This window comes from Candidatus Hodarchaeum mangrovi (assembly GCF_975850365.1).
The window spans coordinates 1-14,744 of sequence record NZ_CDLCQJ010000065.1 but is presented as its reverse complement, the minus strand read 5'-3'; the positions used below and the strand labels follow the sequence as shown (position 1 = coordinate 14,744).

The following is a 14,744-nucleotide window of genomic DNA, read 5'->3' as shown; positions in this document are numbered from 1 at the left end:
TTAGAAAACTCGGTGGTGCCATCTTTGCTGATCACCGCTATGGAACCGTCTTCGTGTATCATAACAGTGCACCTTCTTTCTATGGAGTAAGAGGGTTCCGTGGCTTATTAAGGGTCTAAATTTGGACTCTCAATTTTCACATTTTTGTAAATTTCGGATGTGTTTCTCTATCTGAATTGACAATGTAAGAAACAACCTTTTTTGGCTTTGAAATTTTCATTTATGCGGTCTTTTAGTCTCATTTAATAGATAATAACCTTATATTTCAGCATACAAACCATCTAAGAAATTTTGAATTTGGTCATCGTAGGTTATGTAAATATATGGATATGAGTTTTCCAACATCTAATATGATTAGTCGCCATTATTTTTGGAAAATTTAACACGATTTTGAACAATTTATCATTTATTTTGGGACTGTACAGAAGGGGAGAACAAAAGTGATTCGGAATTGATGCAATATCTTAATCCAGTTGGTTTTGGTCCATCATTAAATACATGACCTAGATGACCACCACATTTGCGACAAAGAACTTCAGTACGGATCATTCCATGCGAAGTATCTTTTTTTAGGTCAATGAGTTCACTTTTAACATCAAAAAAGCTAGGCCAACCACATCCACTGGCATATTTCGTCTCAGATTTAAAAAGGGGTGTTTTACATCCTGCACAAAGATATATCCCTGCTGTTTTATGGTTCCAATATTTCCCTGTAAAAGCAGGTTCCGTTCCTTTTTCTCTGAGAATATAATATTGCCCTTCTGTCAAGATTTTCTTCCAATCTTCATCGGTATAATCTTTAGGCTCTGTCATTTGAACTCAATAGGATTTTAAATTTAGTTTACTTAAGGTCACTGATTTCCTTTTCGGAATCAAAAATAATTTTATGAAGTATGATTTGGGATCTCAGAAGGTAGATTAAATTTTAGGGGGATAATTTATTCAAATTATCTAACTTTAAATTTTCATGACTTATAAGTGGATATGGAGCTAACCTTTAAATTCCGATTAACTCCAAGACCATTCTTTTATCATTTGGAAATAATAAATTAGCTATTTTATAACGAAATTTTCTATTGTACTCCTCACTGGCTAATTGTTGAACCAACCACTTATAATCCTTGTAATATAGTACCAAGACATCAAAAAAATGTAGATTTTTAGCGAAATAGTAAGGATTTGTAGTCTCTGTTCTTTCTCCTTTAAGATAGAAGAGGATATGTTCCTTAGATTCTTTTAGATTAAAAGGACTGCCACCTTTAAGTCTTATTATCCTATCCTTGACTTTTTGATTCAAAGAAAACAGATTTCCAATGAAAATAGGAAAAAAAGTAATTACTAGAAGTATGTAAAAGGGAACATGGATTTGGGGAGCTAACCGTGAAATGGAAATTGCTAACCCTAAAGTTAATCCAAAATAAAGAAAATTTATTATTGTCCCTCCTAGTGGATTATAGAGGAAATGGGTGTAATTTAACTTAAAAGTATAATACATATATGACCCGATACGAAGTAAAAAAAAAGCTAGACCAAAAAAACACCCTGCAACAAATGTTATTGATAATTGTACTAATGACTCCTCAAATTGGGATGAAATAAACCACAAAAAGAATGTTAAAAAGATAAAAAAAACTCCAAGATAATCACATTGTTTCCCTAAAGAGAGGAAGGGTTGATTAGGAAAATTATGTAATGATCTAGGAGAAATAGACATAATAATTATTATTCTTTTGCATAGTTAAAACTATTAATGTAAATGCAAGTTCCCTGAAGTCTTCTCTTAATATATCAATTAGTAAGCCTATATTTAATAATTTAAGTGAAAAGATTTTATTCAAGCAAGCTAACTGGAAGAGAGATCAAAAAACGATTACCACTTGGTTCTAAAGGTTTAATCTGGAGAAATCCCCCATAATATTGCAAAATAACTGAGGCGAGGGAAACCCCAATATAATGCCCTTGATATTCCCAATCATCTTGAACACGTCCTTCTAGCCTTAAACGTGCTTCCTTTTGAATTGGAGGTGACGATTGATCAGATATTATTAAAGTAAAATACTGATTTGAAGTTTCAGTCTCTAATAAAATAAATTTATCAACTTGGATTATAAAGGAAACAATTTCATGTAGGGCTTCCTTAAAATAATTATCAAGCCGAAGAGAAAAAGCTAAAGACCCTTCTTTCACAACAACATATTCCTCAGGTATATTTAGGTCCTGAAACAGGGAAATGAATAAATTCATCAATGAAATCTTTTTAGAAGGAGGTTCAAAGGTACTCTGAAGAACTTCAAAAATCCTATTCACAAGTTCAATCACCCTAGCAGCTTGAATTGAAATCTCAATAATTCTTTCAATTGATTCTAATTTAAATAAACCTTCGCGTTGGTACTTTGATTTGATATAATCTAATTGGTAGATAATTTTTTGAAGATTATTACGGGTAAAATGACTTAACATGGCTTGATAACGCTCTTCCTCCAGCTTAACGCGCGTAAGAAGGTTTTGTTTTTCTCTAAGCTCTTTTTCAACATTTTTTTGGGTTGTTATGTCAGTAAAAACGGCTAAAATCGCTTTGACTTGACCATTTTCATCAAATAATGGGTTTGCTGAAACAATAACAGGAAAAGATGTGCCATTCTTACGTAATAAAAAAGTTTCATAGACTGAACTTTTCCCCTGTAAACGTTCATCCCTTTGGTTTTTTACATTAGGTATCTCATGCTCTGGAACAATACTTTCCCAATGCATTCCGATTATTTCATGAATTTCATAACCTAGAAGTGCTGCCATTTTTGGATTTGCAAAATTATATTTTCCATCTAAATTTTGTAATAAGACACCTTCATTCAGATTCTCAACTAAAGTACGATACTTTAATTCAGACTCCTGAAGCATTTCGCTTATCTTTTTCCTTGAGGACACATCAATAAATGATCCCACCATATATCTTGAATTATCCTCACCTTGAATTATATGTGCTGATCCAAATACATGAAAATGTGATCCATTCCGGTGTTTAGCGATTAATTCACCCTTCCATTGTTCCTCTTTTCTTAGTTCTTCCATAATTTTTTTAGCTTCAATTGGATCTGCCCAAAGATTATTTGGGTCAATATATTTTGTTTGATCCTCTGCTTCAAATCCCCACATCTTAGCGAATGCTGAATTTATATAGTTAAATCCTTTTCCATCAAGATTATGAATATAAATGGCATTTAATGATGAAGAAAAGGCAGTTTCTAAAATTTTATTCCTTGATTTATAATACTGAAGTGATTGGATCATTTCTTGGTGACTGGAAATTTTATTATTCCATTCACTTATTAATACCTTAATGTCGTCTGGAATATCTTTCCTGTTTTCGATTTCTTTGATTTTCATAAAATAACCTGATATTATGATAATATTTTAAAACTTAGACTAATTTTGTAGAAAATTAATTCTTTTTCTATTTTTATGAATTTCAAAAATGCTACTTATAAAAATTCTAACAAAGATAAAAGAATTTTCTTTTAAGAAGAATAAGAAAAATGAAAAAAAAGATGAATATAGAATCATTGATTAATCTTATAGATTACTTTTAATAAAAACTTGAAGAATCCCAAAAAACCAATTAAAGATTACAAATAATCCAATTATCCAGAGAAGTATAATAAATAACATAATTGTGCGATTCAATGGAATCTGTTGATTTTCTTCCTTTAATGCAATCTGTTCACATTCTGTAAAAATCTCAGCTGGAATAAACTTTAATGCAAGATAAAGCCCTAAAGGAATAAGAATTAGATCATCTAAATATCCTAAAATAGGAATAAAATCTGGAATAAGGTCAATTGGAGATACAGCATAGCCAATCACAACACCTAAAAACAGTCTCTTCCAAAAAGGAACGCGTTTATCTCTGTAAACTAAATAGATTGTATAAGTCTTACGCTTTAGGTCTTTTGCTTTTTTCTGTATTTTTTCCAGCATTTAAAACATCCTCTATTCTTAGTATAAACATTTATGACCTAATAAAGTAGATAAAAACCATTTTCATCCAGAATTTAAGAAAAATTAACAAACCTGAGGCAATAATCACAATAAATAATGATTTAAATTATTTGATTCGTTTAAGTACTAAGATTATAAACCTTAAATAAGAAGAATCACACATAAAAAGCTCAAGAAATAAAGAAAAAATTAGAAGGAAGAAGACTGTGTTAAAGGATCAATTCATTATTGATTAGCATTCCTATTCTTCCTTTTTGAACATCAATTCAATAATCACTGCTTAAATTCTCTTCTTACTCTGATTATTCAATTTCTAATTATAAAGATAAAAAAAAGTGAAAAATAGCTAATGTTAAGCTAATTCTATAACCAACGAATTCAGTTCTTTGGTTTATATGCTTGAATGTGACCTTTCATAATAGCTGTTGTTAGGATCTCATCTTCTTCAGCAGTTAATTCAACTTCAATAGATTTGCCTGAAAGAACCATTTTACGTTTTCTTGTATCAGACTGTGATCCTTCTGAGGTTCTCTTTTGAGGTTTAATTACCTGAGACTCTAGCACTTTGACATCATTAAACCCAGCAGCACGAATTGATTTTAAATATTCATCTTCAACCCATGCACGTGATACACATCCTGGAACATCTTGTAAGGCTTCTTTCACAACTTCAGGAAAATCATGGGCTAATAAAATATCTGACACTACCAAGCGACCCCCGGGTTTTAAAATCCTAAACGCTTCGCGGAATACCTGATTTTTATTGACAGATAGATTAATAACACAGTTAGATACGATCACATCAACTGATTCATTCGCAACGGGAAGATGCTCAATCTCTCCTAGTCGAAATTCAACATTCTTATAGTTATTTTTGATTGCATTCTCTCGGGCCTGATCAATCATCTGAGGAGTCATATCAATACCAATTACTTTTCCTGTAGCTCCCACTTGTTGAGATGCTAGAAAACAATCAATTCCAGCTCCTGAACCCAAATCTACTACTACTTCTCCTGATTGGATGTTTGCTAATCTAACTGGATTTCCTGATCCTAATCCAAGGTTTGCTTGTTTTGGGATTGTTTCTAATTCTTCCTTGGTATAGTCAGTATAATTAGATTCTGCTGAAATAGTGGGATCTAAATTAGGAACCCCCTGATTTCCACTAGCAATCGTACCATATTCATTACGAACAAATTTTCGAATTTTATTTTCCTCTGACAGTTTATCTAACTGAGTGTCCTCTTTATCTTCTGTGGATGCATTTCCACAGCAATAACTTTCTTGAGAACGCGTTTTTTCTGTTTGAATATCTTGTTCTTTAGTCATTAGCTTTTATTTCCTTATATAAACTTGTTTCTGAATATTCATCAGAAATATTCATTAGGAATATTCCTGTGAGGAATATTTTTAAACCTTTGTTACTGGGTAAGAACTGAAATGAAATGGCATTAATCTTTGGTAAGAGTCTTGATATCACTCCAACTGAAGCATTATTTCTCTTAGTGCTGCATAATCAAAATTTATCTGGTTCTGAAATTGTTAAAATTGTGAAAGAGGACTTAGGTGAAGACTTTTCTCCTTCTGCTGGTGCCACTTACAAAATAATTCAATCTTTAGAAAGTAAAGGGATGATACACGAAACTACTGACTTAATCGAGGAAGAAACACGAGACAAGAGGATTAGAAAATATACTTTGACTGATGAAGGAAGAAAAATGGTACTAAAGATCACAAATCAAGTTCGAAAAGTCATTGTATTTGTTGAGCAGTGTTGTCCAGGTGGAGAAGATAAAATGGTTGTAATAAAAAAAATCAATGAAAAAGAGGAGTAGGACTTTTCTCTTCATGTATTGGTTACTTTTCTGGACGAAATACGCGCCAAATGAAGAAAATCATCCCGAATACGAAAAACAATGCTCCACCAATGAGGAGGAAGACTAGTTCAGGTAAGATTTGACCTAGGGTATGATCAAACAAAAGAACATTACGAATGGCAGTTACTGAGGAATAAAAGGGAAAAAAGTCCCATAATTGAAGAGTACGGAACGTTCCAGTGCCTGTGGGGATGAAATCAGCAATCAAAGGAATTGCTGGAACTTGGAGAAATGCTCCTGAAAGAAAACCAATTGGTGCAGAAACCATCGCGATTACAGAAGAAGCATCACGGCCATTTGGTACCCAAGCACTAACAAAGAAAGCTAGGCCAAGGATGGGAATTAAAGTCAAAAGTCCAACAAAGTAAGCTAAGAGGGGACTTCCTCGTCCTTTAAAGCCAAATAAATATGCAGCTAAAAGCATCATCAGGAGTTGTGCTCCTGCAACAACTATTTGATTAAGAGTTATTCCCCCAAGTAATTCTATAGGCTTAATTTGACTTATTTTTAAACGATCAAGTGTCCGATATTCTCGTTCCTCCCCTAATATCCCTGCAACGCTACTAGAAGTCAATACAAGTCCGAAAGTAAAGAATCCACTTATAAAATAGTCAAATTGGGTTAATTCATAACTTGATACATTTGTGAAAGCAGTAGTAAAAATACCTGCTGGAAGTTCAATACCAAATAGCTGTGTTGAAAATTGATGTAATGATTCTTGAAACTCTGTTAATCCTTCCTGAAAAGAAAGAAAATTGGGATCACCTAGAAGAGTAAGTGAGACATTTGTCATGAGAACTTCTGGCTGATTGAGTATTGGACTCCCATCTAAGATATATTCACGAGAATTAATTCCTGATAACATCCCTAATGAGAAATCATATGGAATATAGATAGCAAAGGTTACAGCACGACTTTGAACTGCCTTTAAAGCTTCTTCAATCGTTTTAAATTCCAGAATACGAAACGTTTGATTAGATAAATTAATACCTGTCTGACCATCTAGACTTCTCACAAAGAAATTACCAAAACCATGAGTCAATGGATCAATGGTAGCATTTGCAGCCCAAGGTAAGGTGTAATTGTAAAATATTTCCCGATAATCAGCGAGATAATCTTGCCCATCTTCATTAATAACCCCAATAATTACTGAAGTTGGAGAAACATCTCCACTTCCTCCAAATATAAATGCAAATACTAAAACAAAAAGCATTGGAAAGGCTACAATTAATGTTATTCGAGTTGGACTACGGATTGTTTGCTTCAAGGTCCGAATAAATATCTTTAAAGTTGTTTTCATCTTCATAGATCTCCTTGTAATCTTCGTTTAGAGTAAAAAATCATTCCAAAAAATAATAAAAAGATGGAGGGCACTACTAGAAGTATCAGATCCCAAATTACTTCTGTTAGAGTAAATTCATATAAAATTATTGAACGTAATGCGTTTACTGCATGAGTTGGGGGAAGTAAATCCCATAACATGAAATCACGAGGAATACCTGAAGCAGTGGGGATTACGGACTGAATTAAGGTTATTGTAGGAACTTCCATGAAAGCTCCGCTCATAAAAGCCAAAGGTGTTGTTAAAAAACCTGAAGATTGTCCTGCAGTATCAGAGGAGTTGAAAATCCCAGCTAGAAAAAACCCCAAGCCAGTTGTAAAAATCGTTGATAACATTAAGACGAAAAAACCCTGAATTATATCTCCTGCAGGATGAAAACCAAATGCAACCATGGAAATTCCTATAATCAAGGCAATTTGAAAAAATGAAAGTATAAATTGATAAAAAGTAGCCCCTAAAATATATTCCCAAGGTTTGATTAAAGATAACCTCACTCGAGCGACAGTTTTTGTTTCAGTAAACTCAGTAACAAGGAAAGCAGCTAGCATTCCAGATTGAGTTAATACAGAAAAAACAAGAATTCCAGGAAATATTGTATCAAAAAGACTAAGATCCTGTAAAGTAACAGATTCTATATTAATTTCAATTTCTCCACCAGAGTATGGAAAATTTTGTAAATTTTTGTTAAAATCAGTAAAAATTTGGGAGAGAATAATCTGCACGATTTGGTACCGTGAATATCCTTGATCTCCAATAATTGAGATAAGTCCATTATCTTGTGTGGGAACAGGGGGGCCTTCCCATTGAAAAAGAACACCGTAACTAATATTATGAAGGAATATTCCATTTTGGATATAAAAAGCTTGATTCACCGCTGATAAAGTAGTATTTGAATAATTCTCGGGAAAAATAATTAGCGCATCAATTTCTCTTGATTCAATAGCAGTTTGACCTATGGAACTATTAGCAAAGTATCTTACTTCAAATATTGGAACAGTCTCAACTGCTTGATTATCAGTTGTATAATTAATAGAAGAAAGGAGGGAAATAAAATCAGCAGCAAATCCATTGTCTAAGGTATCATTTGAAAGCCCAGTATTAAATATAGGATTAGTATTTAGTTCCTTCATATATTCAGCCAACTCTTCCCCTACTCCCTCATCATCGTTTATTACTCCAAGAATAAATGTCTGGGCTGTCCCTAAACCAGCAGTATTGAAAGCAAACCAGAACATGAATGTCATGAAAACTGGCATAGCAATAAAAATAGCAAAAGCTATACGAAGGCGTACTAACTCTGTAAGGAACCGCTTTGTTATACTTAAAACTAACAAAATATCCTCACCTAATCTCGTAAAGCTCGTCCTGTAAGAGAAATGAAAACATCCTCTAAGGTAGTATTACGAATTGCCATATTTTCAATCTCAGCTCCCTTTTCACTCAAATAATTCATAATCCGACTCAAACGAGGCACAATATTTAATGCTCGTAAAACGATCTTGTCACCTGTAACAAAGACATCCTCCACATTGGTACCACTATTGAATTGCTTAAGTACTTCAGTTATTTGGGTTAAAGTTTCTGAATCTCGTTTTGTAAAGGTAAATTCAACCAAATCACCCTCACCTATTGAAGCTTTTAATAAACTTGGACGATCTAAGACAAGAATTTCACCATGGTCAATAATAGCTACCCTATCAGATAATCGATCAGCTTCTTCCATGTGATGAGTAGTTAGAATGACTGTTTTCCCTTTTTTCGGTAAATTCCGTATGTAATCCCAAACCACAACACGAGACTGAGGATCTAATCCTGGGGTAGGTTCATCGCAGAGGATAAGCTGAGGATCATGTACTAAGCCCATAATTAAATTTAAACGGCGTCTTAATCCCCCTGAAAGGTTCTTTGCAAGAGCTTTCCGTTTATCTTCCAACCCCATAGCTTTAATCAATTCATCAATACGTTTTTTGGCTACCCCTTTTTCAATTCGATACGCATCTGCAATAAACCAAAGGTTTTCTTGGACAGTTAATTCTTGATAAAGAGAAATTTCCTGAGGGATAATACCAATTAATCGTTTCAATTGATTTTTATTACCATCTTTAGGATTCATGCCAAAAATCTTAACATTTCCTCGATTAGGTTCAAGTAGTCCTACCATCATCTTAAGGCTTGTAGTTTTTCCAGCCCCATTTGGACCAAGAAAACCAAAAATTTCTCCTTTTCGCACTTTAAGACTTAATCCTTTTACTGCATCTACACGATTTTCTCCTGACCCAAAACTTTTTGTTAAGTCATTTACTTCAATAGCTATATCAGATTCTTGAATTATCTCGTTCACTTTGTTTCCCTCAAGGATACTAATACTTTCTTCACTAGTTTCTTTGTATTTGATCCATTTTTTTTCTAACCTTTTATAGTTTAAATTTATGGCTCTCGAAATGGATAGTATTATCATTAAATTGATTTAAAAAACCTTAAAAGTTCATAATTTCGTCAGAATAAGTCATTTCAACTAATTCAAGTAAAATTATGATTCTTAAAGGAATTTATTATCTTGAAATTCTAAAGATCAAATTTTTATGTTCTTTTTCACATTTTGAAATGCAAAATTCAGATTTTAATCACTTAAAATATGTTGAATTCCAATTAAATTAAATTCAATAGGAATTAGAATATAATGACCTGATTGTATCTGATTAAATAATGTAATCTAATTACTAATACTTAAAAAAAGCCCCATGTCATAATTGCATAATCCTTATAGATCCAATGTCCGATTTAGGCTTTATAAGCTACTCTAGAGAAAGTTTCCTCGGTAACTATTATAAAAGATGAATATCAAATAAGTAGTTAATTATTAATGGTGAATAAATGCATATAAAAAGATTTCAAGCTCCATTTGCTTTTTGCTTGGGAATTTGCTTGGTCATTATGGGATCTACTTCATTTATTACAGCTGATATTTATAGAGCAAGTGTTTATCTTAACATTGTAAATTCCTATTATATTGATTTGGATGGAGACAACATGGAGGAAGATATTGTCACCTGTTTCAAACTACGAATCAATATAGAAGATTACAATCCAAAAGACCATCCTTACATGATATATGTTCAAATGAAATTATCAACTGGAAATACATTTTTTTATGAGTTTAAGGTGAACCAGAATCCTTCCGCTCTCTCAAGCATTTACTTGTATAACCAAACCCTTGAATCAGGATATTATACCTTTCTTATTACTGTAGTAGTCCCTTATGCTAAAAATGAGTATCGAACTGTTTCAGATTCTTTAGTATTTGATCCACCAAGTGGAAACAGTGGAATTGAACCCTGTGCAGCATTAATGATATGATAATATTTGAAGAATACTTTCAATTTAATATAGATTATTGGATAGATCAAAAATATATTGGTGAATAATTAGGACTGGATTGGTAAGTGAAGTTTAGCTCAGAAGATTATGCTATTATTTTGGCTTTAAATCAAGATCCATTTATATCTATAACTGAGCTAGCCTCCCTGCTTAATATTTCCAATGAAATTTTAGCTTTAAAAATCTCACAAATGAAAACTGAAGGACTTTTAATCAGACCAGTGGCTATGTATGAACCTGAACCGTTTGGCTTATCTAGAATTAATATTCTTGCTCTAGTGCCAAGTATTACTGCCTTAAAAGCCTTAGAAAAATTATGTGACGATCACCCTTATACACATTATAGAGCAAGAATGTTTGGGGGTACTATAGGAATGTTTATACAATTCGATATCCCAGAAGGTACCCTTGATTTATTAGAACATCTTTTTTCAGAGCTGAAGAATCAAGGATTAATCTCAAAATATACCCTTTATCCTAGTACTGGTATGCGTTTGAGTGTAGATCCTGATCTATCACGCTATAATTTCAAGCTTTCATCATGGAATTTCAATTGGAATGTCTGGTTTGCCACTCTGTCGCCATATCCTCCACAGTTACCATTAAAAATTCCTCCTTTTATTGATTATGTACATTTTGACCCTATTCGATTAAAAATACTTCGAGTTTTAACTTCAGACGCCTCTATTACTCCAGAAACACTTACAGTTATGTTTAATATCTCTATCACCGAGGCAACCTCTCAACTCCAATTTGTGATGGAGCATTTTATCAGTGATGTTCGTTACCTGTATAATCGTGAAATCTTCGACTTATCGGAAACCATAATTGCTTTTGGACATAATGTGGAACCTCAAAGAGTAAAAAAATTATTTTATGGAATTAAAGATACTCCTCCACCTTTTTACTCCGCATTTGATGTTCTCAAAGAGGATAATCTTTATTTCTGGGCAACTATGAGCCCAGCTCAGATTGCTGATTTTACTTTTGCAAGCTGGCAAAATATTCCTAACTTTAAAACTCATATCTTGGATATAAAGAGTTCCATGCTATATTGGTTTTATCCAACTAACTTTGATTTTGAAAAACGTACATGGAAGGATTCAAATAGCTATATTGTAAAAACCCCCTTATTAAAATTACAAAATTTTCTTTCAATCCAAGAATAGATAAATATTAATAATAGAATTTTGATTAAAAATCTTATTTTTTACCATGGAGGATTCAACTTACCTAGATTTTTGAAGGAAGAAGCAAATGAAAACTAATGATCAAGGCAATTCAAATCATCGAATCTTCCAAAACAATAATGATAAAAAATTAAGTGATTATGAAAACCTAGACTTTTTCAGGATTTTAGATGTATTAATAGATCCAATTTGTATAGTTAATGAAAAGCTGAAAGTTGTATATACAAATAAATCGTTTGACCTTTGGCATGGAGAGGAGGATACATCTAACCAGAGCGTTGATCAATCTCTTGTTAAGATCTGCCCACTTCTAACTGAAGAAATGATTGATGAATACCATAAAATATTTCAAAATGGAAAACCAATTATAAATAATGAAATATATAATCCGAAAGATAGCAATTACTATTCTATGGATCGAATTCCTCTTTTTAGTCAAGATAAGCAGTTCCCAATCAGCATTCTTACCATTTATCGCAAAATAACTTATTTTAGGGAAACTTATAACGCATTGAAGGCATCTGAAGAAAATTATAAGGGAATGGTTGAGGCTCTTAAAGATAGTGAAGAAAAATTTCGACGATTGATAACTACTATGGGAGAAGGAGTTTGGGTAGCAGATTTAGATCTTAATACTATTTTTATTAATCCTGCTTTAGTTAAAATCTTAGGATACACAGAACGAGAACTTATGGCTACAAAATTAATAGAATTTATGATTCCTGAATCCCAATCAAAATTCACATCAGTAATTCAACAACAAAGAGAAGATAATTTTTCCCCCATAACATATGAAATTATTTTTAAACATCGAAAACACAATTTATTAATTACCAAAGTTGTAGGATCTGTATTAACAGATTCAAAAGATAGAATTCTTGGATTTTTTGGTGTAATATCTGATATAACCAAGGAAAGACAATATCAAGAACTACAGGAACGGTTTATTGCATCTACAAGTCATGAATTACGAACACCTTTAACAGTTATCAAAGGTTATTTGGAATTATTACAAAATGGTGAATATTCTCCCCAAGAAGACCTATCTATGATAATTCAGGTCATGTGGAGGAATAGTCAACGATTAGAACGGCTGGTAAATGCTGTTCATGATTTATCTACTATTAGAGCAAAAATTTTCTCTATTTCCCCAAAAGAATTAATACTAGAGAATTTCATTGTAGAATTAGAAAGCCATTTACGAGTTTTATTTCCACACCGAGTTTTTATCATTAATAAACATCTTCATGATGATGAGTGTAAAGTCTATTTTGATGATGATCGAATAAAACAAGTTATTGAAAATCTCATTGATAATGCTGATAAACACTCACCCCCAGACGCCATTATTAATATCTTTATTTCCAGCACAGAGGAAGGAACTGTCTTTAGTGTTCAAGATTACGGTGTTGGAATCTCGAATAAAAACTTGTTTCAATTATTTCAACCATTTTCAACTATACCAAGTAAATATTCACAGAAAGGAACAGGATTGGGCTTATACATAATTAGAGAGATTGTCAATGCTCACAACGGATCGGTGGATGTTTCAAGTAAAGAAGGAGAAGGAACTATATTTTCTGTGACTATTCCAAATTATGTAAAGAAGTAAATACTCTAAGTAAAATTCCAGAGAATATCTTTAGGAGGGGGTCTCTGCTCAGTTTCAATAATTGTAGAAATAATTCCCCCATGTTCAATAGAAGACAAACAAATCATAGTTCGTGTCCGAAAAACCCCTTTAATTTGGGTTATTTCGATAAGATTCGCTTCTAAGGAATCTATATTGCGGGTACGCATTTTTATAAGTACATCATCGTCCCCTGTGATGTGATGGATTTCTAAGATTTCTAATTCATTCACTCGTTTTAGAAGTTCCGAATATGTACCACTCCAAGCACGACGAGATCGATCAAGCTTTAAAAGGATAAAAGCTACTATTTCTTTTCCAAGTTTCTTTTCATCTGTAATGATGGTATAACCAAGAATAATATGATTTTCTTCTAGTGTTTTAATACGTTTCTGAACCGTGGGTCTGGAAATATTTAGCTCTTGAGCAATATTTTCTTGTGAAATTCGGCAATCGGCTTTAAGAAGCTCAACAATGCGTTTATCTTTCCAATCTGGAATAAATAAAGGTTGTGATTTTTCCATAATAATTCCTTTACCATAATGTAAAAAATATTTTGAAAATCTTTCATGTTTGCTATCAATAATATTTTATTTATTACATTTACTTTAAAATTGGTGAACTTCATTGACGATTGGCAAAAGTCAAAATTCATTTTATGATAATAAAAAAAATCTCGCAGAATGGGTTAATCGAATCCCAGAAAGTGAAATTAGACGCTTACTTCGCTTCACACCTCAATATTATTTTGCAGGAGGCAAACCAGGAGTAATACCTCTTCGAATTTTTCATACAATCATACAGGAGATAATTGAGGAAGAAAAACAATTTCTAACTGATAATAATCCCAATTATTTGGTTAATTATAATTATGGGGCAACGGAAGGAAATAAAACTTTGAGAAAAGTATTAGCAAATCGCTTGAAACAAAGAGATGGATTAAAGAATATTTCAGAGAATGATGTTGTTTTAACGAATGGTTCTCAACAAGCTTTGTATGGATTATGCGATATCATCCTTTCCCCTGGGGATATTATTCTTACTACTCGTCCAACTTATTTAGGGTTTCTTCAACCAGCGGAAAAGCTCAAGGGGCAAATTTTAACCATCCCATCGGACTTTGAAGGGATAATCCCGGAATTTATCCCTTTGGCCTTCCGTGCGTGTAAAAAAAATGGTCATAAACCAAAAATGTTGTATTTAGTCCCTTATTCTGATAATCCAAAGGGAACTACTCTTCCAGAAAGGCGAAAAAGGGCAATAATTGATTATGCTTTTGAATATGACTTTCTCCTCGTTGAAGATATGGCCTATAAAGAAATACAATTTGA

15 protein-coding genes are annotated in these 14,744 nt (G+C 32.6%); 6 read left to right on the top strand and 9 right to left on the bottom strand.

Annotated elements, in window-relative coordinates; all coding sequences use genetic code 11:
* Window positions 1-119: DUF4256 domain-containing protein (locus tag ACWVCY_RS06495; protein ID WP_455141308.1), on the top strand; the 119-nt coding region annotated here is incomplete at its 5' end.
* Window positions 120-402: 283 nt separating this feature from the next.
* Here ACWVCY_RS06495 and msrB read toward each other — a convergent pair.
* The 5 genes from msrB to arsM form a co-directional block, all read right to left on the bottom strand.
* Window positions 403-813 carry a peptide-methionine (R)-S-oxide reductase MsrB gene (gene msrB, locus ACWVCY_RS06490; protein ID WP_455141307.1) on the bottom strand — a complete coding sequence of 137 codons (411 nt, stop codon included), beginning with the start codon at window positions 811-813 and terminating at the stop codon, window positions 403-405.
* Between the two features lie 184 nt (window positions 814-997).
* Window positions 998-1,714 (bottom strand): hypothetical protein, encoded by a 717-nt coding sequence (locus ACWVCY_RS06485; protein ID WP_455141305.1) that lies wholly within the window; start codon window positions 1,712-1,714, stop codon window positions 998-1,000.
* Between the two features lie 116 nt (window positions 1,715-1,830).
* Complete coding sequence (locus ACWVCY_RS06480) at window positions 1,831-3,384, bottom strand: PAS domain S-box protein (RefSeq protein WP_455141304.1); 1,554 nt, start codon at window positions 3,382-3,384, stop codon at window positions 1,831-1,833.
* 186 nt (window positions 3,385-3,570) lie between these two features.
* The gene (locus ACWVCY_RS06475) at window positions 3,571-3,975 is read right to left on the bottom strand and encodes a YkvA family protein (RefSeq protein WP_455141302.1); all 405 of its coding nucleotides are present in this window, start codon (window positions 3,973-3,975) and stop codon (window positions 3,571-3,573) included.
* A gap of 399 nt (window positions 3,976-4,374) precedes the next feature.
* Window positions 4,375-5,325 carry an arsenite methyltransferase gene (gene arsM, locus ACWVCY_RS06470; protein ID WP_455141301.1) on the bottom strand — a complete coding sequence of 317 codons (951 nt, stop codon included), beginning with the start codon at window positions 5,323-5,325 and terminating at the stop codon, window positions 4,375-4,377.
* A 116-nt stretch (window positions 5,326-5,441) separates the two neighbouring features.
* On the opposite strand from arsM, the gene ACWVCY_RS06465 reads away from it, so the two are divergent.
* Window positions 5,442-5,831 (top strand): PadR family transcriptional regulator, encoded by a 390-nt coding sequence (locus ACWVCY_RS06465; protein ID WP_455141299.1) that lies wholly within the window; start codon window positions 5,442-5,444, stop codon window positions 5,829-5,831.
* A 22-nt stretch (window positions 5,832-5,853) separates the two neighbouring features.
* Here the strand turns inward: ACWVCY_RS06465 and ACWVCY_RS06460 are convergent, their stop codons facing one another.
* The 3 genes from ACWVCY_RS06460 to ACWVCY_RS06450 are packed head-to-tail and all read right to left on the bottom strand — an operon-like array spanning window position 5,854 to window position 9,556.
* Complete coding sequence (locus ACWVCY_RS06460) at window positions 5,854-7,173, bottom strand: ABC transporter permease (protein ID WP_455141297.1); 1,320 nt, start codon at window positions 7,171-7,173, stop codon at window positions 5,854-5,856.
* A 2-nt stretch (window positions 7,174-7,175) separates the two neighbouring features.
* Window positions 7,176-8,549, bottom strand: a complete 1,374-nt coding sequence (locus ACWVCY_RS06455; RefSeq protein ID WP_455141295.1) for an ABC transporter permease — start codon at window positions 8,547-8,549, stop codon at window positions 7,176-7,178.
* A gap of 11 nt (window positions 8,550-8,560) precedes the next feature.
* Window positions 8,561-9,556: an ABC transporter ATP-binding protein gene (locus ACWVCY_RS06450; protein ID WP_455141293.1), complete on the bottom strand. Its 996-nt coding sequence runs from the start codon at window positions 9,554-9,556 to the stop codon at window positions 8,561-8,563.
* A gap of 533 nt (window positions 9,557-10,089) precedes the next feature.
* Here ACWVCY_RS06450 and ACWVCY_RS06445 point away from each other — a divergent pair.
* The 3 genes from ACWVCY_RS06445 to ACWVCY_RS06435 all read left to right on the top strand — a co-directional run bounded on the left by ACWVCY_RS06445 (window position 10,090) and on the right by ACWVCY_RS06435 (window position 13,395).
* Window positions 10,090-10,572, top strand: coding sequence for a hypothetical protein (locus tag ACWVCY_RS06445; RefSeq protein ID WP_455141291.1), 483 nt, complete (start codon window positions 10,090-10,092; stop codon window positions 10,570-10,572).
* Between the two features lie 86 nt (window positions 10,573-10,658).
* Complete coding sequence (locus ACWVCY_RS06440; protein WP_455141290.1) at window positions 10,659-11,762, top strand: hypothetical protein; 1,104 nt, start codon at window positions 10,659-10,661, stop codon at window positions 11,760-11,762.
* An 88-nt stretch (window positions 11,763-11,850) separates the two neighbouring features.
* Window positions 11,851-13,395, top strand: coding sequence for a PAS domain-containing sensor histidine kinase (locus tag ACWVCY_RS06435; RefSeq protein WP_455141288.1), 1,545 nt, complete (start codon window positions 11,851-11,853; stop codon window positions 13,393-13,395).
* Window positions 13,396-13,400: 5 nt separating this feature from the next.
* Here ACWVCY_RS06435 and ACWVCY_RS06430 read toward each other — a convergent pair whose 3' ends face one another.
* Window positions 13,401-13,937, bottom strand: a complete 537-nt coding sequence (locus tag ACWVCY_RS06430) for an Lrp/AsnC family transcriptional regulator (RefSeq protein ID WP_455141286.1) — start codon at window positions 13,935-13,937, stop codon at window positions 13,401-13,403.
* 103 nt (window positions 13,938-14,040) lie between these two features.
* On the opposite strand from ACWVCY_RS06430, the gene ACWVCY_RS06425 reads away from it, so the two are divergent.
* The coding region (locus ACWVCY_RS06425; RefSeq protein ID WP_455141284.1) for an aminotransferase class I/II-fold pyridoxal phosphate-dependent enzyme at window positions 14,041-14,744 on the top strand (704 nt) is incomplete at its 3' end.